Source organism: Caballeronia catudaia, assembly GCF_001544755.2.
Taxonomy (GTDB): domain Bacteria; phylum Pseudomonadota; class Gammaproteobacteria; order Burkholderiales; family Burkholderiaceae; genus Caballeronia; species Caballeronia catudaia.
This window is the reverse complement of record NZ_FCOF02000004.1, coordinates 278,890-299,787: the sequence shown is the minus strand read 5'-3', so window position 1 is coordinate 299,787 and position 20,898 is coordinate 278,890. Positions and strand designations below refer to the sequence as shown.

22 protein-coding genes are annotated in these 20,898 nt (G+C 63.0%); 12 read left to right on the top strand and 10 right to left on the bottom strand.

What is annotated here, in order from left to right; genetic code table 11:
- Positions 1-399: 399 nt before the first annotated feature.
- Positions 400-612: a hypothetical protein gene (locus AWB75_RS06860; RefSeq protein ID WP_061123303.1), complete on the top strand. Its 213-nt coding sequence runs from the start codon at positions 400-402 to the stop codon at positions 610-612.
- Between the two features lie 11 nt (positions 613-623).
- On the opposite strand, the gene AWB75_RS06855 is transcribed toward AWB75_RS06860, so the two are convergent.
- Positions 624-1,058: a hypothetical protein gene (locus AWB75_RS06855; protein ID WP_061123302.1), complete on the bottom strand. Its 435-nt coding sequence runs from the start codon at positions 1,056-1,058 to the stop codon at positions 624-626.
- 243 nt (positions 1,059-1,301) lie between these two features.
- Here AWB75_RS06855 and AWB75_RS06850 point away from each other — a divergent pair, with 243 nt between their 5' ends.
- A complete protein-coding gene (locus AWB75_RS06850; RefSeq protein WP_087086504.1) occupies positions 1,302-1,676 on the top strand; it encodes a hypothetical protein in 375 nt (124 codons plus the stop codon).
- 54 nt (positions 1,677-1,730) lie between these two features.
- On the opposite strand, the gene AWB75_RS06845 is transcribed toward AWB75_RS06850, so the two are convergent.
- On the bottom strand, positions 1,731-1,910 hold the full coding sequence (locus AWB75_RS06845) for a hypothetical protein (RefSeq protein WP_061123301.1): 180 nt from the start codon (positions 1,908-1,910) through the stop codon (positions 1,731-1,733).
- Between the two features lie 296 nt (positions 1,911-2,206).
- Here AWB75_RS06845 and AWB75_RS06840 point away from each other — a divergent pair, with 296 nt between their 5' ends.
- Positions 2,207-2,509: a hypothetical protein gene (locus AWB75_RS06840; RefSeq protein ID WP_061123300.1), complete on the top strand. Its 303-nt coding sequence runs from the start codon at positions 2,207-2,209 to the stop codon at positions 2,507-2,509.
- Positions 2,510-2,563: 54 nt separating this feature from the next.
- Here AWB75_RS06840 and AWB75_RS06835 read toward each other — a convergent pair whose 3' ends face one another.
- Genes AWB75_RS06835 through AWB75_RS06825 form a run of 3 tightly spaced genes read right to left on the bottom strand, consistent with a single transcriptional unit; the run spans position 2,564 to position 5,817 of the window.
- The gene (locus AWB75_RS06835; protein WP_061123299.1) at positions 2,564-3,592 is read right to left on the bottom strand and encodes a S1C family serine protease; all 1,029 of its coding nucleotides are present in this window, start codon (positions 3,590-3,592) and stop codon (positions 2,564-2,566) included.
- Positions 3,593-3,646: 54 nt separating this feature from the next.
- Entirely contained in the window at positions 3,647-4,531 is an 885-nt protein-coding gene (locus AWB75_RS06830) for an ATP adenylyltransferase family protein (protein WP_061123298.1), read from the bottom strand.
- Complete coding sequence (locus tag AWB75_RS06825; RefSeq protein WP_061123342.1) at positions 4,519-5,817, bottom strand: L-fuconate dehydratase; 1,299 nt, start codon at positions 5,815-5,817, stop codon at positions 4,519-4,521. Before AWB75_RS06825 ends, AWB75_RS06830 begins: the two co-directional genes overlap by 13 nt.
- Positions 5,818-5,940: 123 nt before the next feature.
- On the opposite strand from AWB75_RS06825, the gene AWB75_RS06820 reads away from it, so the two are divergent.
- From AWB75_RS06820 to AWB75_RS06780, 8 genes are all read left to right on the top strand, one after another.
- On the top strand, positions 5,941-6,669 hold the full coding sequence (locus tag AWB75_RS06820; RefSeq protein ID WP_235012003.1) for a GntR family transcriptional regulator: 729 nt from the start codon (positions 5,941-5,943) through the stop codon (positions 6,667-6,669).
- A gap of 49 nt (positions 6,670-6,718) precedes the next feature.
- Positions 6,719-8,197: an extracellular solute-binding protein gene (locus AWB75_RS06815; RefSeq protein WP_061123296.1), complete on the top strand. Its 1,479-nt coding sequence runs from the start codon at positions 6,719-6,721 to the stop codon at positions 8,195-8,197.
- Between the two features lie 48 nt (positions 8,198-8,245).
- Positions 8,246-9,394 (top strand): carbohydrate ABC transporter permease, encoded by a 1,149-nt coding sequence (locus AWB75_RS06810; protein ID WP_061123295.1) that lies wholly within the window; start codon positions 8,246-8,248, stop codon positions 9,392-9,394.
- The gene (locus tag AWB75_RS06805) at positions 9,394-10,431 is read left to right on the top strand and encodes a carbohydrate ABC transporter permease (protein ID WP_061123294.1); all 1,038 of its coding nucleotides are present in this window, start codon (positions 9,394-9,396) and stop codon (positions 10,429-10,431) included. Before AWB75_RS06810 ends, AWB75_RS06805 begins: the two co-directional genes overlap by 1 nt.
- Positions 10,432-10,436: 5 nt before the next feature.
- Positions 10,437-11,555 carry an ABC transporter ATP-binding protein gene (locus tag AWB75_RS06800; RefSeq protein ID WP_327218465.1) on the top strand — a complete coding sequence of 373 codons (1,119 nt, stop codon included), beginning with the start codon at positions 10,437-10,439 and terminating at the stop codon, positions 11,553-11,555.
- A 62-nt stretch (positions 11,556-11,617) separates the two neighbouring features.
- Positions 11,618-12,127: a hypothetical protein gene (locus tag AWB75_RS06795; protein ID WP_061123340.1), complete on the top strand. Its 510-nt coding sequence runs from the start codon at positions 11,618-11,620 to the stop codon at positions 12,125-12,127.
- Between the two features lie 791 nt (positions 12,128-12,918).
- Positions 12,919-13,683: a ParA family protein gene (locus tag AWB75_RS06785; RefSeq protein WP_061123293.1), complete on the top strand. Its 765-nt coding sequence runs from the start codon at positions 12,919-12,921 to the stop codon at positions 13,681-13,683.
- A gap of 166 nt (positions 13,684-13,849) precedes the next feature.
- Entirely contained in the window at positions 13,850-14,752 is a 903-nt protein-coding gene (locus AWB75_RS06780; protein WP_061123292.1) for a LysR family transcriptional regulator, read from the top strand.
- Positions 14,753-14,772: 20 nt separating this feature from the next.
- Here AWB75_RS06780 and AWB75_RS06775 read toward each other — a convergent pair whose 3' ends face one another.
- The 3 genes from AWB75_RS06775 to AWB75_RS06765 form a co-directional block, all read right to left on the bottom strand.
- Positions 14,773-14,937: an FmdB family zinc ribbon protein gene (locus AWB75_RS06775; RefSeq protein ID WP_061123291.1), complete on the bottom strand. Its 165-nt coding sequence runs from the start codon at positions 14,935-14,937 to the stop codon at positions 14,773-14,775.
- An 81-nt stretch (positions 14,938-15,018) separates the two neighbouring features.
- Positions 15,019-15,831, bottom strand: a complete 813-nt coding sequence (locus AWB75_RS06770) for a mechanosensitive ion channel family protein (protein ID WP_061123339.1) — start codon at positions 15,829-15,831, stop codon at positions 15,019-15,021.
- 156 nt (positions 15,832-15,987) lie between these two features.
- Positions 15,988-16,518 (bottom strand): Lrp/AsnC family transcriptional regulator, encoded by a 531-nt coding sequence (locus tag AWB75_RS06765; protein WP_061123290.1) that lies wholly within the window; start codon positions 16,516-16,518, stop codon positions 15,988-15,990.
- Between the two features lie 139 nt (positions 16,519-16,657).
- Here AWB75_RS06765 and mdeB point away from each other — a divergent pair, with 139 nt between their 5' ends.
- Positions 16,658-19,369, top strand: coding sequence for an alpha-ketoglutarate dehydrogenase (gene mdeB / locus AWB75_RS06760; protein WP_061123289.1), 2,712 nt, complete (start codon positions 16,658-16,660; stop codon positions 19,367-19,369).
- Here the strand turns inward: mdeB and AWB75_RS06755 are convergent.
- Positions 19,366-20,016, bottom strand: coding sequence for a phosphoribosyltransferase (locus AWB75_RS06755; protein ID WP_061123288.1), 651 nt, complete (start codon positions 20,014-20,016; stop codon positions 19,366-19,368). The genes mdeB and AWB75_RS06755 overlap by 4 nt on opposite strands.
- Positions 20,013-20,822: a crotonase/enoyl-CoA hydratase family protein gene (locus AWB75_RS06750; RefSeq protein ID WP_061123287.1), complete on the bottom strand. Its 810-nt coding sequence runs from the start codon at positions 20,820-20,822 to the stop codon at positions 20,013-20,015. The genes AWB75_RS06755 and AWB75_RS06750 overlap by 4 nt, the downstream gene beginning before the upstream one ends.
- Positions 20,823-20,898 lie beyond the last annotated feature (76 nt).

The window sequence follows — 20,898 nt, the reverse complement described above, 5'->3', positions numbered from 1 at the left end:
AAGCAGTGGAAGCAAAGCAGTGGAAGGAAAGCAGTGGAAGTGAAGCAGTGGAAGTGAAGCAGTGGAAGTGAAGCAGTGGAAGTGAAGCAGTGGAAGTGAAGCAGTGGAAGTGAAGCAGTGGAAGTGAAGCAGTGGAAGCACAGCAGCAGAAGCACAGCAGCAGAAGCACAGCCGTAGAAGGAAATTCGTAGCGTGAAAGTGAGCAGTAGCAGTAGCAGTAGCAGCACAGTAGTACCCGAACCGGGCGTATGCGCAAGCAACGCCCGGTTTTTTCATCGCCGCGCGACCTATAAAGCAACGAACGCCTGCGCACATTATTTCGTAGAAACGCCTTGCGCCCGCGGTTTTGCCGCCTAGACTTAAAGTAGTTTCTCAACTGCTTCGACAGGGGAGGCAACAATGAGAACGAGAACCCGCGAAGTCGTGCGCATGCTCGCGACGTTCCGCCATTCAGCGCGTTGCCGGCGCTTGCGCGCGGCCGCTGCGGCGCAGGAGGCGCGCGCGCTGGCCGATGGAGCATCGCAGGACGAAGTGCAGGAGGACGAACGTGCGGAGAGTTCGGCGGTCGATGAGTGGCTCGCATCACGCAAGCCGCATCGGGGAATGCACTGATCACCGGAAGATCACACGCGCCCCGCATTTCTGAACGGCGAGAAACGCCAGCGTCCGCTCGCGTCCTTCACCGCGATCGCGCCATGCTCGTGCAGCACCTCGCCGATAGCGCCCGGCTTGATGTCGTCCGTCATGCGGATGACGAGCAAGGTGCGTTGCGGCGCGGCGTCGTCGGGCGCGTGGGGCGCGGGCGGATGACGCGGCAACGGTTCGTGCGGCACGAAACGGTTTCGCGCCCCGATCACGCCCTGATGCTCACCGTGCGCGACGTATTCCGCATCGTCCTCGTCGTGCGTGGGCGGCAAAAGTGCGTCGATGTTTTTATCGCCGCGTCCCGCCCGGTAAAGATGTGCATCGTCGCGTCGCAATCCTGCAAGCTGCAATGCGCGAAGCGCGTCATGTCCGTCCCGATACGAGGCGAACACCCCAACTATGACCTGATTCATCGTCGCCCCCTCTGTCAGTCCGCGCTATCCCGCGGACCAAGCAACAGATGTATTCATGCGCATGCAGCGCGCTCTTTATTTGTCATATCAAGCTGAGCAACGCCCGTTCCCGAATGATCAGTCTGAAAGACGAAACGCGAGACCGATCTTCGCCGGGTTGCGACCCCCACGGCTATCACCTAAAGTAACTGAGCTTCTTTCCCGGAACCGCGCGTCACGCGACGCGCTCGCCGCGAGGTTCGAATGATTGCGAAAGCCTGTGCGTGGGTGCTCGTACTGATGGCAGGCTCCGCAGTCGCGGCGCCGTGCTACAACGACGGCGATGTCGTCATGCTCGAAGGCACGGCCGCGCGCCAGGCTTCGCGCGAAGGCGATGCGTCGGCGAAAGCGGCGTGGGTGCTCTCGCTGTCGAGCCCCATCTGCGTATTGAGTGCAAGCGCGGGGCAAAGCGGGCGGCAGCAGTCGAACGTATCGGCGGTGCAGATCATCGACGCGACGCCGCCCGAAAACGCGCGCGTCCAGTTGACGGGCAAGCTCGTCACCGGCAACGTCAGCAGTTATTACGCGGTGCCGACTGCAATCTGGGTGCTCAAGCAGCGCGTGCTTTCGGGGCAATAGCGCCCGCGATGCCCGCACGGGCAATGCGCTGAAACCCGCTGGAAGGTCGAACGATCAGGCCGCCTTTGCGTCCGAGTGCGCGTGATAGCGCCAGAATTCGGCGACCACGATATGCAGCGGTTGATGATCGAGCTTGCGTTCCTCGGCGAATCGCAAGATGGCGTCCAGTTGCTGGCCGGTGCAGCGGATGCCCGCATGGCGCGGCGCCGTCTGGTTTTTCTTGTGCGTGGTCATGGCAATCCTTTTCTAGGACCTTCCCCGGCAGGGCAAAAGTCGTTCGACGGGGCGACCCGTGCGCGCGAACCCTGCCTGCTGCTGCCACATTAAGCCGGACCCGCGCTCGCGCCACCGGCTGTTAGCGCACATAGTCGTCAATGCATCGTCAATACACACGCAATAGCGCAAAGCCCGGCCCCGGCGCGCGCGGGCGCGCTTTGCTTACAACCCTGGAATAAAACCTCAGGCCCGGCCGTTTAGGACTGCATGAACCCGCGCTGGCATGGAGACGGGGGAAGCCGAGGAGAAAGCTTGTGAGCGCCGATCAACATGCGCAAGAGGAACTTGCGCACATCGGGCGGATGATCGCGGAGCTGGAGCGCGTCGCGACGAGCGGGCGCACCGCGCCGATGCGGCCTGCCGTCATGCGGCAGGAATACTGGCAGCGGCGCATCGATGCGTTGATCGTCGCGTCGACGAACGAGCCGCTGCGGCGCGATGCGGCCGCGCTGCGCGAGCGCCTGGCGGACGTCTTCGCCGATGCGCACGAACGAGACACGGGGTACGTGGGAGAGCCAGCGGGGGAGACCGGCGGCAGAAAAAGAAGTGAAGGCTGAAGCGAAGCGGCGCGAGCGGCGGCGCATGCGATGAAGGCATGCACCGCCGCGGCGTTATCCGGTTTGCTCGACGGGCGTAACCTCCACGTCGAGTTTCTGTGTGCCGCGCAGCACCGCGATCTTCACCGGCCGATCGATGCGCGACGCGTCCAGCGTGCGCTGCAAGCCATCCACGCTATCGACGGCAATGTCATCCACCGCGACGATGCGATCGCCCGTGCGCAACCCGCCGAGCGCGGCCGGACTGCCTTTCACGATCTCCATCACATGCACGCCGCTCGCCGCGCTCAGCCCGAAGAAGCGCTGCACGCGACGCGAGATCGGCGTGGTCGTGCCCGCGACGCCGATATACGCGCGCCGCACGCGCCCGTGCGTGAAGATCTGCATGATGACCCACTTCGCCGTATCGATCGCCGTGGCGAAGGAAATGGCCTGCGCGCCGGAGATGATCGCCGTGTTCACGCCGATCACGTGCCCCGCCGAATCGATGAGCGGCCCGCCCGAATTGCCGGGATTGAGCGCGGCGTCGGTCTGGATGACGTCGTAAATCATGCGGCCCGAGGTCGAGCGCAGCGTTCTGCCGAGCGCGGACACGACGCCCGTCGTGACGGTTTGCGCGAGTCCGAGCGGATTGCCCACGGCGATCGCGATCTGCCCGACGCGCAAGGCGCCCGAGCTGCCCAGCTCGACATGCGGCAACGGTTCGGCCGAGCCGATGCGCAGCACCGCGAGATCGCTCGCGGGATCGTCGCCGATCAGATCGGCGTCGAAGCGCGCGCCGTCCGCCAGCGTGACGACGATATGCGTCGCGCCATGCACGACGTGGCTATTGGTCAGCAGATAGCCGTCCGGCGTGAAGATGAAACCCGAGCCCGTGCCGCCGACGTTGCGGCGCGCGCCGCGCTGATCGGCAAGCTGACGCTCGACGGAGATGAACACGACTGCCTGCCGCACGCGCTCGAGCGCGCCGATGACCGTGCGCGAATAGGCGTCGAGCAGCGCGGTGTCGTCGAGCGGAGCGGAGGGCGCGGCGTCTTGCGCGCCGCGCGCGAGATCGTCGATGAATTGAGGCCGGCTTCCCATGTTGCTTGAACTCCCGATGTCTGGAAGCCGACATGCGGGCCGCCGCCGCCGATTTCAAGAGATGGCCGCATCCGCGAGCAGCTTCATCGGACCGCGCGATTCGACGATGCCGCGCTGCGCGTCGTCGCGCACGAAGAGCGAGCCCGCGAAGCCGAGCGCATTCACGGCGACGCCTTCGACATGCGACACGCTGCGCGGCACCGCGAGCATCCAGCGGCGCGTGACGAGCAGGTTGTAGGGCGCGCTCTGATGCGCGACGCCGGCGACATCGAGCGGCTCGATGCCGATCGCCTCCAGCAAGCGCCGATAAGTCGCGTGGGCGTGCGCCAGGTCGTGGTTGTCGAGCCACGCCGCCGCATGCGCGAACGCGAGCCCCGGCGCGCGAAAGATGCCGTCCGTGCGCGCGGCTTCGAGATGCGGCTCGATCGGCAAGGCCTCTTGCGTATCGGCGTCGAGCGGCAAGGGCACCATCTGCAGATGCTTGTGCGGCTGGCTCGACCCGGCGATCGCACCGCCGTTATAGAAGCCGAGCCCGTCGAAGCAATCCAGACAGGCGAAGAGCGCGGCGAAATCCTTTTCACCGATGAGGCATTCCTGCGGCTCGAAGTCGGTCGTCACGATCAGCAGATGATGCGCGAGCACGTTGAACTTGTTGAGCAACAGGAAATGCTGCTCGCCGATATCGCCGACCCGCAACGCCTCCTCGCATGGCGAAAACGGATCGCGCCATTCGCTCGCGGCATCCGCGGCCGATTTCGCCGCGAGCTTCGACGCCTCTTCCTTGCGCGCGAGATTCGCCGCCTGCCGCACGTGAAAGCGCACGCCGCCGTCCTCGATCACGCTTTGGACGGTATCGAAGGAGCGCAGCGCGCCGCATGCGAGCGCGCGCTCGGTTTGCGCGATGACGTCCAGCCATGTCGGGGCCTTCATGTGCGCCATGCTTCTCCTTTGCCGAATTCGTGGCGTTCGAGCGACGCCGCATGCATCTCGATGCTGTATCCCGGCGCTTGCGGCGGCATATAGCGCCCGTTCCCGATGACGACCGGATCGAGAAAATGCTCGTGCAGATGATCGACGTATTCGAGCACGCGATTCTCGAGCGACCCCGACACGCAGATGTAGTCGAACAGCGAAATGTGCTGCACATACTCGCATAAGCCGACGCCGCCCGCATGCGGACACACGGGCACGCCGAACTTCGCGGCCATCAGGAGAACGACGAGCACTTCGTTCAGCCCGCCGAGACGGCAGCTATCGATCTGACAAAAGTCGATTGCTTCGGCCTGCAGGAGCTGCTTGAAGATGACCCGGTTCTGGCAATGCTCGCCGGTAGCGACGCCTATCATCGGCGCAAGGCGCTTGCGGATGGCGGCATGGCCGAGCACGTCGTCCGGGCTCGTCGGCTCCTCGATCCACCACGGATCGAACTCCGCGAGACGGCGCATGTTCGCGATCGCTTCATCGACTTCCCAGACCTGGTTCGCATCCATCATGAGCTTGCGCTCGGGGCCGATTTCCTCGCGCAAGATGCGCGCGCGCCGGATATCTTCTTCGAGATTGCCGCCGACTTTCTGCTTGAAATGCGTCCAGCCCGCCGCGACGCCTTCGCGCGCGAGCCGGCGAATCTTGTCGTCGTCGTAGCCGAGCCAGCCCGCCGAGGTCGTGTAAGCCGGAAAGCCTTGCGCGAGCATCTCCTGTTCGCGTTCGCCGCGCGTGCCTTGCAGACGCTTCAACAGCGCGAGCGCTTCCGATGGCGTGATCGCATCGGTCACGTAACGGAAGTCCAGACAATGCACGAGTTCTTCCGGACTCATGTCGACGAGCAGTTTCCACAAGGGCTTCTTCTCGCTTTTTGCCCAGAGGTCCCACACGGCGTTGACCACGGCTGCGGTCGCGAGATGAATGACGCCTTTCTCGGGACCGATCCAGCGCAACTGACTGTCCGATGTAATCGCGCGCCAGAAGCCGCCCATGTCCGCGGCAATCTCTTCGAGCTTCCTGCCGACGACGAGCGGCGCAAGCGCCTCGACCGCCGCGACGACGACTTCCGTGCCGCGCCCGATCGTGAACGTGAGGCCATGACCGGCGAGTCCGGGCGCATCGGTTTCGAGTATCACGTAGGCGGAGGAATAGTCGGGCGCGGCGTTCATCGCGTCCGAACCGTCGAGCGAACGCGAAGTTGGAAAGCGGATATCGCGCACGGAGAGCTTCGTGATGCTAGTCATCTTCATCTCCTCGAAAGGTGGCGTGACGGCTCGGGATGCTGCAAAGCAAGGGGTTTATCGACATTGACAACCCGTGTTTCGCCTCCTAGCCTGCTAGCATGTTAGTGCGAAATCAAGGGCGGCGTGAGCACATCGACGAATGAAAACAGCCTCGCCGCCGACCCTTATCGCGCATTGCCACAGTTGCACGGTTCGGAGCGCGGCAGCCTCACCGACGCGGTCGAAGAAGCGCTGCGCGCGGCCATCGTCAATCTCGCGATGGAGCCCGGCATGATGATCGACAAGCTCGCGGTATGCGAGCGCATGGGCGTCTCGCGCTTTCCGGTTTCGTCGGCGCTTGCGAAGCTCGCGGCCGCGGGGCTCGTCGAAGTGTTGCCGCAACGCGGCACTCGCGTCATGCCAATTGTCATGCACGATATACGCCAGCATCTTTTCATCCGCAGCGCGCTCGAAGTGGAAACGGTGCGCGCGCTGGCCGCTTGCTGCGACGAAGCCACGCTCGATGCCCTCGACGCCAATCTCGATCGCGAACGCGATGCGGTGAGCCAAGGCTTGCGCCGCGAATTTCATGTGCTCGATCTCGCGTTTCATGCACTGCTGCTCGATGCGATCGATCTGCCGCGCGTGAAGGAGATCGTCGCGGCGTCGCGCAATGCGCTCGATCGCGCGCGCCGGCTGATGGCGAGTCCCGAGCGCCATGCGCATACGCTCGCGGAACACGGGCGTATCGCCGATGCCCTTCGCAAGCGCGATGGCGACGCCGCCGCGCGCGCGATGCACGATCACCTCGATGAAGTCGTCGCGGAGTTGCGACGCTTCTCCGCTGAAAGACCGGACCTGTTCAGGGAGTAGAAGACAAGAAATACCCAAGCGTGGTCAACCGCAATGGAGGAGACACACAATGAACCTGTTCAAGCAAGCGGGCGCCGCAGCCGCGCTCGCGGCCACATGTATCGCCGCATCGCCCGCGATGGCGGCAGAAGACTTCAAGGGCGTGACCGTCAACGTGATGACCTTCGTCGGGCCGCAAATCGCCGAGCCGCTGCAACGCCGCGCGCCCGAGTTCGAGAAGCTGACGGGCGCGAAGATCAACGTGCTGACGGTGCCATTCTCTGACCTTTATCAGAAGTTGTTGACCGACTGGGCGTCGGGCACGAATTCCGTCGATGCCGCCGTGTTCGCGCCGCAATGGATGGTCGATTACACGAAAGGCGCGTTCCTCGAAGACCTGACGCAGCGCGTCGCCAAAGACGCAGCGTTGAAGGAAGGCGACGTGATGCCGTTCTTCGTCGACTTCTCGCAGAAGTACAACGGCAAGACCTATCTGATCGCGCTCGACGGCGACTTCCAGATGGTCTATTACCGCACCGATATCCTGAAGCAGCTCGGCAAAGAGCCGCCGAAGACCTGGGACGATTATCTCGACATCGCGAAGGCGGCCAACGGCAAGGCCTTCGGCGGCGATGGCAAGCCGGTCGCGGGATCGTGCATATCGAAGAAGCGCAACGCCCAGGCGTATTGGGCGATCATCTCGATCGCGGGCGGCTATCTGCAATCGAAGGGCACGGCGCAGGGCGCGTTCTTCGATCCGCGCAACTTCAAGTCGCTCGTGAACAACGACGGCTTCAAGGAAGCATTGCGCGTCTATAAGGAATCGACGACCTACGGTCCGCCCAACGAAATCAATCTCGATGTCGGCGATACGCGCAGCGCGTTCATCTCCGGCCATTGCGCATTGACGCTCGACTGGGGCGATATCGGCGTGCTCGCCATCGATCCGAAGCAGTCGAAGGTGATCGACAAGGTCGGCGCGGTGATTCTGCCCGGCTCGCGCAAGGTGCTCGATCGCGACACGGGCAAGCTCGTGCCGTGCGACAAAGCCACGTGTCCGTATGCGATCGACGGCGTGAACCATGCGCCGTTCGCCGCGTTCGGCGGCTGGTCGGGCGGCATCAACGCGAAGGCGAAACCGAAGGTGAAGGACGCGGCTTATGCGTTCCTCTCGTTCATGAGCCAGCCCGCGCAATCGAACGTGGATGTGACGATCGGCGCATCGGGCTTCAATCCGTATCGGCGTTCGCAGTTCACGGATATGTCGGCATGGAAGAAGGCGGGCATGAGCGACGCCGCGGCGAAGTCGTATCTCGGCGCGATTCAGCAGAGCCTGCAGAGTCCGAACATGATCATCGACCTGCGCATTCCGCAGAATCAGCGCTATGAGCAAGTCGTGCTCGATACGGCGGTCGCGCGTTTCGTCGCGGGCGAAATCGATGCCGACGCGACGATGAAGGCCATCGACAGCGGCTGGAGCGAGATCACCGACGATCTCGGCAAGGACACCCAGTTGCGCGCATACAAGGCGTCGATCGGCGCGAAGTGATCTTTGTGACGTGGCGCGGACGCTGATCCGCGCCGCTATGGAGACTCGATGAATACGCCGTCGCACGCATCAGCCGTGGCCGCGAACGAGCGGGGTTCGCGCGCGCGCGCCGCCAACTGGATCGACAGGCAGGCGCCTTATGTTTTCGTGCTGCCGACCGTGCTGCTGATTCTCGCGTTCTCGATCTTTCCGCTCGTCACGTCCGCGTATCTTTCGCTGACGCGTTTCGAACTGGGCGAGGGCGGATATCAGTTGACGTTCACCGGGCTGCGAAATTACGTGCGGCTCTTTTCGGGCAGTCAGCAGTATCACTTCACGGGCGTGTTCCGCGCACCGGGCGTCATCAGCATCGCGGCGATGGTCACCGCCGCGCTTGCCGTGATCGTATGGCTCTATCGTTACGTCAGAAGCGAACGGCGCTCGATCATCGGCGCATTGGGGCGGCTGATTGCAGCGTGCATGTGTGTCGCGCTCGTCTGGCTCGCGGCGAATACGCTCGGTGGCGGCGGCGCGCTCGGCAGCCTGATGGTGACGATCTTCTATGTCGTGTCGGGTGTGGCGCTGCAGTTTCTCATCGGGCTGGGGCTCGCTTATCTATGCACGCTGCCGCTCAAGGGCGGGCGCTTCTTCCGGCTGCTGTTCTTTCTGCCGCTGATGGTGACGCCCGTCGGCATCGCGTACATGTTCCGCATGATGGCCGATACCTCGATAGGCCCGCTCGCGCCGGTATGGTCATGGCTCGGCCTCGGCCAGATCGCGTGGGCGGCGGACCCGTGGCTCGCGCGGCTCGTCGTCGTGATCGGCGATACGTGGCAATGGGTGCCCTTCATGTTTCTCGTGATGCTCGCGGCGCTCGAAGGCACGTCGCGCGAACAGATCGAGGCGGCGCAGCTCGACGGGGCATCGGCGTGGCGCGTGTTCCGTGACGTGACGTGGCCGTCCATCGCGCCCGTCGCTGCAAGCGCAGTGCTGATTCGACTGATCGAAGCATTCAAGATCGTCGATCTTCCGAACGTGCTGACCAACGGCGGCCCCGGCATCGCGACCGAATCGATGACGCTGCATGCGTTCATCGAATGGCGCGCGCTGAATCTCGGCGGCGCGTCGGCGGTGGCGTACATGCTGTTCTTCGTCTCGACGATCGCATGCGTCTCGTTCTTCCAGTTCGTCGTGCGGCGCGCGCGCGGAGATCAGTGATGAACGCATTCAAACGATGGTTCGTGCCCGCGCGCGTGGATGAAATGCCGGCTGGCGGCAAGGCGGTCGCTTATCTGCTGCTGGGGTTCTGGTCGCTCGTCGTGTTGTTCCCGCTGTACTGGATGGCGATTACGTCGTTCAAGCTGCCGGTGGATGTATCGACGGGACCGCTCTACATTCCCTTCGTCGACTTCACGCCGCATCTCGATGCGTGGCACTACATATTCGTCGACCTGGGCCCCGACACGTATCGGCCTTATATGAACTCGCTGATCGTCGCGACATGCAGCACGGCGGCCGCGATCTTTCTCGGCTCGATGGCGGCGTATGCGCTTGCGCGCATCCAGTACCGTCCGCCGATAGCGGCCGTGGGGCTCGGCATCGTGTTGATCGCGTTGCTGATCGCGGCGGTAGCGTGGGGCCATGTCGATTTGCGCATCGCTTTCGTAGTGGCGTTCGCGCTTTTCTTTTTGCTGCTGCGCCCGATCATGCGCCGCGCGCATCGACGGCTGAACAATGATGACATTCTGTTCTGGGTGGTGTCGCAGCGCATTCTGCCGCCCGTCGTCACGGTGATCCCGATCTATCTCATCTTCAGGGACGCCGGCCTGCTCGACACGCATCTCGCGCTCATCATCACGTATGCGACGGCGAATCTGCCGATCGTCGTGTGGCTGATGTTCGATTTCTTCGAAGGCGTGCCGCGCGAAATCGAAGAGAGCGCGCAGATCGACGGCGCGACGCGCTTCTCGATTCTCTTTGGCATCGTGCTGCCGCTGGTGTCGCCCGGCCTCGTCGCGACGGGCCTGCTCGTGCTGATCCTGTCGTGGAACGAATATCTGTTCGCGCTCTTTCTGACGACCGCGAATGCGCAGACGATGCCGCTGCTCGTCGCCGCGCAGAATGCGACGCGCGGTCCGCAATGGTGGAACATGTCGGTGCTGATACTCATCATGATCCTGCCGGTGATGCTGCTCACGCTCACGTTGCAGCGCTTCATCGTGCGGGGCATTCTCGTCGGAGCGGTGAAAGGATGACGGTCATGGATAGCGAGGCGGTCAAGGTCGATGACACCCGCCTGACGAAGATCGCGGCGGCGCGCCAGTCGAAGAGCGTATCGTTGAGAAACGTCGGCAAGCTGTTCGGCGACACGCGCGTGCTGCGCGACTTGTCGCTCGACGTGCAGGCGGGTGAATTTCTCGTGCTGCTCGGCGAATCGGGCTGCGGCAAGACGACGGCGCTGCGCATCGTCGCGGGGCTGGAGTCGGCGACCGAAGGCGCGGTGTTCGTCGGCGATACCGATGTCACACATCAGCTTCCGCGCGACCGCGATGTTGCGATGGTGTTTCAGTCGTATGCGCTGTATCCGCACAAGACGGTGTTCGAGAACATCGCGTATCCGCTCATCGTGAGAAAGCGCCCGAAGGCCGAGATCGAAGCGGCGGTGCGCGAAGTGGCCGCGAGCGTCCAGCTCGAACCTTTGCTTGCGCGCTTGCCGCGTCAGTTGTCGGGCGGGCAGCGTCAGCGCGTGGCGCTCGCGCGCGCGATCGTGCGGCGGCCGGCTGCCTTCCTCATGGACGAGCCGCTTTCCAATCTCGATGCCAAGCTGCGCGGCCACATGCGCGCGGAATTGAAGCACATGCAACACGAGCTCGGCATCACGACGATCTACGTGACGCACGATCAGATCGAAGCGATGACGCTCGCGCATCGCGTCGCTGTCCTCGACAAGGGCGCGTTGCAGCAACTCGATACGCCCGCGCGTATCTATTCGGACCCGGCGAATCTGTTCGTCGCGGGATTCATCGGATCGCCGCCGATGAATTTTCTGCGCGGCACGCTCGCGCAAGGACGTTTCGATGCACCCTGTCTGTCGCTCGACGCGCCGTTGCGTCACGAAGGCCGCGCGACGCTCGGCGTGCGTCCGGAAGAGTGTTCGTTGATGCGGCAGGGCGAAGGCGAATTGCAGGGACGCATCTATTCGGTCGAGCTGATCGGCGATCATTCCCTCGTGACGATGAACGTCGGCGAACAGCAGATCGTCGTGAAAGTGCCGAATACGTTTGCGGGCGAGATTGGCGGTGCGGCGGGCGTGCGCGTGAATCGCGAGCGCATTTATTTCTTCGATGAAAGCGGTGCGCGCATTCAGCAAGCTGTTTGAAAAACGTGCTTTCTCGCGTCGTCTATATTGAATACATGGAATTCGATATATGGAGGCGCGAAATGCGGCGCATCTATTTTCTTTTGCCGAGCGTGGCGAGCGCGAAGAGCATCATCGACGAACTGCTTCTGAAGCGGATCGAATGGCGGCATATCCATGTGCTCGCGCGGCCTCACACGCCGCTCGAGGATTTGCCGCAGGCCACGCTGGTTCAACGCTCGGATCTTTTGCCGGCGCTTGCGCGCGGAACGGCGGCGGGCGGTGCGACGGGTGTGCTCGCCGGGCTTGTTGCGATGGCCTTTCCGCCGGCTGGGTTGACGATTGCCGGGGGCGCTGTCGTTTGCATGACGCTCGCGAGCATGGGCTTCGGCGCATGGGCTGCGACGATGATCGGCGTGGGGATTCCGAATACGCGGTTGCGGCGCTTTGAACATGCGATCGAGGGAGGCGAATTGCTGATGATGGTCGATGTACCGACGGGGCGCCTCGAGGAGATCGAGGCGTTGGTGAAGGGGCATCATCCGGAGGCCGACCTGGAAGGGGCCGATCCTACGATTCCTGCTTTTCCTTGATGGGTTTTGTTTTTTGGTTGATCCCGTTTTCGTGTCGGTCTATAGCACTGCCCTGTGCGGGGCGGCAGTCACTTTCTTTGCTCGGGACCAGAGTAAGCGCTAAAGCGCCAACTCTGGTCGACGCAAAGAAAGCAACCGAAGAAACAGCTATCCCCAGCCTAAGCACTTCACACCGGCCGCGGCACAGGCGATTGACTGAATGGAACCCGGAGTAGCGAGTGCCCTCACAAAACTCCCGCGGCTTGGATCGCGCACGGTCTGCCACATCGCGCGGCACAACAAACTGGTTCAGCACGAAATAGCTCCGGCCCGCTTCGTGGCCGACCGGTCAATCGGGTTTGCGTGCGCTCCATCCACTGCATGTGTGATCAGTCGGTTTCCCTTGCAGACCCGGCGGCAGGGCGTAGCGCTGTGCCGAAGCTATTTCGTGCTGAGCCGATGTTCTTGAAGTTATGGCTTGTCAGACCGTGCGCGGTCCACGCCCAATCAGACCTTCGGTGGCACTCGCTACTGCCGGACCACTTATCGATTGCCTGTGCCGCGGCCGGTATGAAGTGCTTAGGCTGGGGAGAGCTGCTTTCTTTGCCTACTTTCTTTGCAGCAGCAAAGAAAGTAGGTGCCGCCCCGCACAGGGGCAACGCAAATAGACCGACACGAAATCAGGCTTCCACGAAAAGCGAAGCAAAAACAACAAACCGATGCGCTAATATCACCCCCTGGGACCTGCTCAAAACCCAAACCCAAAAAAACAAAAAACACGACCGTTCACCAACCCCGAGGAAGAAAAACCGATGCGCCGTGTGGTCTTCAATCAAAAAGGTGGCGTAGGCAAGTCCACCATCGTCTGCAATCTCGCCGCGATCAGCGCCTCCCGCGGCGTGCGCACACTGGTCATCGACCTCGACCCGCAAGGCAATGCGAGCCAGTACCTCCTCGGCGCCAACGCCCGCGACGCGCAGCCGAATCTCGCGAGTTTCTTCGAATCGGCATTGAGCTACAGCTTCCGCGAACCCACGTTCGATTCCTTCATTCATTCGACGCCGTTCGAAAATCTCGACATCGTGCCGTCACATCCGAATCTGGAAGCGCTGCAAAGCAAGCTCGAATCACGCTACAAGATCTATAAGCTGCGCGACGCGCTGAAAGGGCTGCAAGACTACGACGCCGTCTATATCGACACGCCGCCCGCGCTGAACTTCTTCACGCGCTCCGCGCTCATCGCCGTCGAGCGCTGCCTGATTCCCTTCGATTGCGACGACTTCTCGCGCCGCGCGCTCTATTCCGTGCTCGATAATGTGCAGGAAATCCGCCACGATCACAATCCGGACCTGAGCGTCGAAGGCATCGTCATCAATCAGTTCCAGCCGCGCGCGAGCCTGCCGCAGCAACTCGTCGACGAACTGCGCGGCGAAGATCTCCCCGTGCTCAATTCGCATCTGTCGCTCTCCGTGAAGATTCGAGAGAGTCATCAACACGCGCGCCCGATGATCTACCTCGAACCGCGTCACAAGCTCGCGCAAGAATATGTCGCGCTGCACGAGGAACTGAACGGCTGAAACGAGGTGTGAATAGTCGGGAATAAATCGTCGTCGCGGACGTTCATGCAGGAGACAGGCGCATTCCGTCGCGCCGTATTTCCCGATGATGACGCATATGACGATCGCTCCCTCGCAGGCCCATCCCGCACCGGGCGGGCCTCCATCGACTGAAAGCCTCTCCGGGATGGTCGCGTTCGTGCGCGCGGCGGAATCGGGCAGTTTCGTGGCGGCCGGGCGCGCGCTCGGTTTGTCCGCGTCGGCGGTGGGCAAGAGCGTGATGCGGCTCGAAGCCAAACTCGGCGTGCAGTTGCTCAATCGCACGACACGCAGAATCGGCCTCACGCACGAAGGCGCGCGCTTCTTCGCGCGCTGCAAGCGCATGCTCGCCGATCTCGAAGAAGCGGAGAACGAGCTGTTTCAATCGACATCGTCGCCGCGCGGGCGGCTGCGCATCGCCGCGCCGTCGCTCGGCAGCCGTCTCTTGCTGCCGCTCGTGCCGGAATTCAGGCGGCGCTATCCCGACATCGAACTGGATATCGAGTTCAGCGATCGCATGGTCGACATCACGCAGGAAGGCTATGACGCCGTGATCCGCACCGGACGTCTCGCCGATTCGCAATTGCTCGCGCGGCCGCTCGCGCAATATGGCCCGGTCGTGATCGGCTCGCCCACGTATTTCGCCGGTCACGGCGAGCCCGCGACGCCCGCCGATCTCGAAGGCCATTCGTGCATCCGCTTCCGTTCCCCCGCAAGCGGGCGGCCCGAGCCGTGGCGCTTTTCGCGCGACGATCATACGTTCGCCATCGATCCGCACGCGACGCTCACTTTCAACGACATGGAAGCCGTGCTCGCCGCCTGCATCTCGGGGCTAGGGCTCGCGTGCGTGCCGGACTTCATCGCGAAGAGCGCGCTCGAAGGCGGCATGCTGCGCGCCGTGCTCGGGGCGCACACGGGCACGGAAGGCGTGTTCCAGATTTTGTGGCCGCCGAGCCGTCACGAAGCGCCGCGCCTGCGCGCGTTCATCGATCACGTTGCATCACGCCTGGGCGGACTGCCGTCACACGAAGTGCGATTCCGCGCGGCCTGATACGTCGACGAGTCGATTTCTCAGCTTTTCTTCGTGGTCTTCGCGACGAACGGCGCAGGCGCATGCGCGATCTTCTCGCTGCCGCACTTCGGGCATTTGAGCTGCACCGTCGCATGCTCGGCGACATGCTCCGCGTGCTCGAAGGTCTCGCCGCAATCCTGGCAACGGTATTGATAAGTCGGCATGGCATCCTCCGCGCGCGACCGGTGATCCGGCGCAATGAGCGCCGGTTCAACCCATTCTAGTTCAGCATTGACGCATGAAAATCAGTTCACGACGCGGCGCACGAGCGGCGTTTCCGGCGTGGGATAGCCCGCCTGCCTGAATGTTTCGATGATCGCGCGATTGGTGTCGAAATAGACCTGCCAGTAATCGCTCGTATTGGTGTAGGGCCGCACGCACAAAAGCGGGCCTTCCGGCGTGAAGGACAGCACTTCGACATCCGGCGGCGGCGTCGTCGCGACGTTTGGAATCCTGGCGACCGCTTCCTTGATGCGCGCGATCGCGTCGAGCGGATCGACGCCGTTCGCGATCTTCGCCGTCAGCTCCACCCGCCGATGCGGCAGCATGCTGAAGTTCCAGATCGTGTCGGAAAAGATCTTGTTATTGCCGACGATGGCCGCGACGTTGTCGGGCGTCGTGATCGTCGTGCCGAAAAGGCCGAGCTCGGTGACGGTGCCGGTGACGCCGCCCGCTGTCACGAAATCGCCTACCTTGAAGGGCCGCAGCACTTGCATGAACACGCCCGCCGCGAAATGCGCGAGCAGCCCGCCCCACGCGGTGCCGATGGCGAGACCGAGACCCGCGAGCAGCGCCGCGAAGGACGTGGTCTGAACGCCGAAAATCTGCAGAATCGCGAGAACGAGCAGCAGATTGAGAATGACGCCGAGGATCGAGCCGAGATAATGCGCGAGCGTCGGATCGACCCGGCCGTTGCGCCCAAGGAGCTTGCGCATCGCGCCGATAACAAGGTTGATGAGCCAGCGCCCGATGATCCATAGCGCAATGGCGCCGATGACCATGATCGCCAGGTCGACGCCGCGCGTCATGATGAATACACGTACGGTTTCGATGTTCATGTTGTTCTCGCTCGTGCCGCGCCGCGCCAGATCACTCGTCAAACCGGGAAAACATGCCGACAGGCCTGACGAGTTATAGGCGACGCGCTGCGTCATCGCAAGAATTACAGGAACGTCTAAATCTGATCGGAAGGTGCGACCGCTTTAACGCAACGATCACGTCCATTCGGCTTCATCGGCGTTCTGATCGGGGAGGGTAAGCCCGGATGCGGGCAAGGGCAGCGCGGTCTTGTAACGCACCTGCTTGAGCGCGAAGCTCGATCGAATATTCGACACGCCCGGCATTTTCGTGAGCCGCTCGAGGATGAAGCGCTCGAGCGCGGCGACGTCGGGCAAAACGACGCGCAGCAGGTAATCCGCATCGCCCGTCATCAGATAACACTCCATCACTTCAGGGCGCTCGCTGATCGCCTGCTCGAAGCGCGCGAGCGCGTCCTTGATCTGCTTCTCCAGGCTCACTTGAATGAAGACATTGATCGACAACCCGAGCGCTTCGGGATTGAGCAAGGTGACGTGCTGCTTGAAAAGACCCGCCTTTTCGAGAGCGCGCACGCGATTGAAGCAAGGCGTCGGCGAAAGATTCACCGCGCGCGCCAATTCCGAATTGGTGATGCGCGCGTTTTGCTGAAGCTGATTCAATATACCGATGTCGGTGCGGTCGAGGCGCTGCTTGGCATGGCCGGTCATAGTCGAAAGATTCCGGTTTCGAGCGTTTTCGAAGAATAAACACACTACCGCAAAGCGGGACGGCAGCCAAATGAGACGCACATTCTGCGCAGCTATGGATATGCTTGAACACATTCTCAAGCCTTAATGGAGTCGCGCCATGACCGACTTATCGAGCGGAACCCGTCAGCTTCTTTCCATCGCAAAGGGACGTGAGGACATCGATCCCGATGAAACCGCCGAATGGCTGGAGGCGCTCGATGCGGTCGTCGCGCATGTCGGCAAGGAGCGGGCGCAATATCTTTTCGACCGGCTCGCGGAGCATGCGCTGTCGGTGGGCGTGGAGTCCGCGCGGGCGCGCGCGACGCCTTATGCGAACACGATTCCCGTATCGCAGCAAACGCCTTATCCGGGCAATCTCGACATCGAGGAAAAGCTCGCCGGCGTGCTGCGCTGGAACGCGCTGGCTATGGTCGTGCGCGCGAATCGCGCTTATGGCGAACTCGGCGGACATATCGCAAGTTATGCGTCGGCGGCGGATCTGTTCGAAGTCGGCTTCAATCATTTCTTCAAAGCCGCCGATGCGAACGGTGGCGGCGATATCGTCTACTTTCAGCCGCATTCATCGCCGGGCGTGTATGCGCGTGCGTTCCTCGAAGGCTTTCTCGGCGAAGAGCATTTGCGGCACTATCGGCGCGAGATCGCGGGGCCGGGCTTGTGCTCATATCCCCATCCGTGGCTGATGCCGGATTTCTGGCAATTCCCGACCGGTTCGATGGGCATCGGTCCGATCAACTCGATTTACCAAGCGCGCTTCATGCGCTATGTGCAGAACCGCAATCTGCTGCGCACGGAAGGCCGCAAGGTGTGGGGCTTTTTCGGCGATGGCGAGATGGACGAGCCCGAAGCGATCGGCGCGCTGTCGCTCGCCGCGCGCGAACAACTCGATAACCTTGTGTTCGTCATCAACTGCAATCTGCAGCGGCTCGATGGCCCCGTGCGCAGCAACGGACGCATCGTCGATGAGCTCGAAGCGCAATTCACCGGCGCGGGCTGGAACGTGATCAAGGTGCTTTGGGGCTCGGACTGGGATGCGCTGTTCGCACGCGACCGCACGAATGCATTGCTGCGTGCATTCGCGCACACCGTCGATGGCCAGTTTCAAACCTTCTCGGCGAATGACGGCCGCTATAACCGCGAGCGTTTCTTCGGACAGAATCCGGAACTGGCCGCGCTCGTCGCGCATATGTCGGATGAAGATATCGACCGTCTGCGGCGCGGCGGTCACGACGTGCGCAAGCTGCATGCGGCCTATGCGAAGGCGCTCGCGCACAAGGGCCAGCCGACGGTGATCCTCGCGAAGACGATGAAAGGCTTTGGCATGGGCACGGTGGGGCAGGGCCGCATGACGACGCATCAGCAGAAGAAGCTCGATCTCGACGATCTCAAGGCGTTTCGCGATCGCTTCCGTCTGCCGCTGTCGGATGAAGATGTCGAGCAAGTGAAGTTCTACAAGCCCGCCGATAACGCGCCCGAAATGCGCTATCTGCACGAACGCCGCGCGGCATTGGGCGGATATCTGCCGCGCCGTCGCGCAAAGGCGTCGCAAGGCATTACGCCGCCTGCGCTCGATACGTGGGGCCAGTTCGCGCTCGACGCATCCGGCAAGGAAATGTCGACGACGATGGCGTTCGTGCGCATGCTCGGCAGCCTGTTGAAGGACAAGACGCTCGGGCCGCGCGTCGTGCCCGTGGTCGCGGACGAGGCGCGCACGTTCGGCATGGCGAATCTCTTCCGGCAGGTGGGCATCTATTCGCCGCTCGGCCAGTTGTATGAGCCGGAGGACATGGGCTCGATGCTCTATTACCGCGAGGACACGCGCGGCCAGATTCTGGAAGAGGGCATTTCGGAGGCGGGCGCGGTGTCGTCGTGGATCGCGGCGGCGACTTCGTACAGCGTGCACGATTTGCCGATGCTCCCGTTCTATATCTACTACTCGATGTTCGGTTTCCAGCGCATCGGCGACCTGATTTTCGCGGCGGCGGACCAGCGTTCGCGCGGCTTTCTCATCGGCGCGACGGCGGGGCGCACGACGCTCGGCGGCGAAGGCCTGCAGCATCAGGACGGCACGAGCCATCTGTCCGCATCGACGATTCCGAACTGCCGCGCCTACGATCCCGCGTTCGCTTACGAAGTCGCGGCGATCGTCGATGAAGGCATGCAGGAGATGATGGAACGTCAGAACGACGTGTTCTATTACGTCACCGTGACCAACGAGAATTACGCGCAGCCATCGGCGCCCGGCGGTTCTTTGGATGAAGCCACGCGCGAAGGCATTCTGCGCGGCATCTATCGCATCGGCGACGATGCAACCGAAGCGCAAGTGCAACTGCTCGGCTCCGGCGCGATCCTCAACGAAGCCATCGCCGCTCGCGAGATGTTGAAGCGCGACTGGAACATCGACGCCGCCGTGTGGAGCGTGACGAGCTATACGGAGCTTCATCGCGATGGCGCGTCATGCGAACGTCTCGCGCGCCTGAACGACGACGATGTTTCGCAGCCCTTCGTCGCGCGTGCGCTGGCAACATCGCGCGGCCCGGTGATCGCCGCGACGGACTACGTGCGCGCGGTGCCGGAATTGATACGCGCCTACGTGCCGCGCCGCTACGTCACGCTCGGCACCGATGGCTTCGGCCGTAGCGATACGCGTCAGGCCTTGCGCGAGTTCTTCGAAGTGGATCGCGTGTCGATCGTCATTGCCGCGCTGAAGTCGCTCGTGGACGAAGGCGTCATCGAGAAAACGGTGCTGAAGGCCGCGCGGGAAAAATACGGCAAGACGCAGGAAGCGCACGACGCGCCCTGGCTGCGTTAAGTATCGTTGCGCGCCGCATCGAGCAGCTCGCGCACTTCGTCGTCGCTGGTCTGATCGAAGTCGATATAGAACTGCCCGACGCCGAAGTATCGATGCGGCCGCATCACGCAGACGAATTCATCGACGATATCTTCGATGCGCGCTTCGGAATCCAGCGGCGCGACCGGCAGCGCCGCGACGATCTTCGCGGGATGCGCGTGACGCAAGGACATCGCCGCGGCTTTCATGGTCGCGCCGGTGGCCATGCCGTCATCGACGACGATCGCGACGCGGCCGTTCACATCGAGCGGCGGCATGTTGCCGCGATAAAGCGTCTCGCGCCGTGCGAGTTCGGCGCGCTCGCGTGCGATCACGCGTTCGAGTTCGTGCTTGTCGACGCCCGCATAGTCGACGATGCGCTCGTCGAGAAAGAACGCATCGCCCGATGCGATCGCGCCCATCGCGAGTTCCGGCTGCACCGGCACGCCGAGCTTGCGCACGACGAGCACATCCAGCCGCGCGCCGAGCGCGCGCGCCACTTCATACGCGACCGGCACGCCGCCGCGCGGCAGCGCGAGCACGGTGACGTCGTCGCGATTCGCGTACTCGTTCAGATGCGCGGCGAGCTCGCGACCCGCTTCTCTACGGTTCCCGAACACTGAGTTCATGTCGCCCGTCCTTTGCCCGGCGCGCGCGAGACGAACTGGGTCGCGCCATCGAGACCTTCGTCGAATACCGCGGAATAGCCGTTCGCGCCTTCGCGTTGCAATGCGCGCGCCAGATCGCCGTCGAACGCGTTCTCGTGGACCGAGCGCAAGTCCGCGCGCAGCGCGCTTTGCGGCAATGCGGCCAGTTCGCACGCGAGCGCCTCGGCCACGTTGCGCGCTTCGCCTTGCGGCGCGATGCGATTGGCGAGGCCGATGGCGAGCGCTTCGTGTGCATTGACGGCGCGCCCGGTGAGGATCAGATCCAGCGCACGCGACATGCCGACGAGCCGCGGCAGCCGTATCGTGCCGCCATCAATGAGCGGCACGCCGACGCGTCTGCAGAACACGCCGAGCACCGCGTTCTCCTCGACGATGCGCAGATCGCACCACGCCGCGAGTTCCAGACCGCCCGCGACCGCATGACCGGCGATGGCGGCGATCACAGGCTTGTTCAATGCGAAGCGCGTCGGACCCATCGGGCCGGGGCCGCTGCCATCGGCGTGGATTTCGTTGCGTCGTGCGTCGTCGTTCAAGGCGCCGAGATCCGCGCCCGCGCAGAACGTGCCGCCCGCGCCCCACAGCACGGCGATCGACAAGGCATCGTCCGCATCGAAGCGCTCGAACGCTTCGCGCAAAGCATCGGCGATGCCGCGATCGACCGCGTTGCGGCGCGCGGGCCGGTCGAGCACGACCGTGACGACGCGCGAATCGCGCGCGACCGTTTCCATCCGCACGTGCTCGCCAAGATATGCGATGCGAGGCGACATCGACGGCTCCGTTCCACACGTATCACACATCAGGATACTCGCCGCCGGACGCGCGCGTGTACCGCGGCGGAGCCTT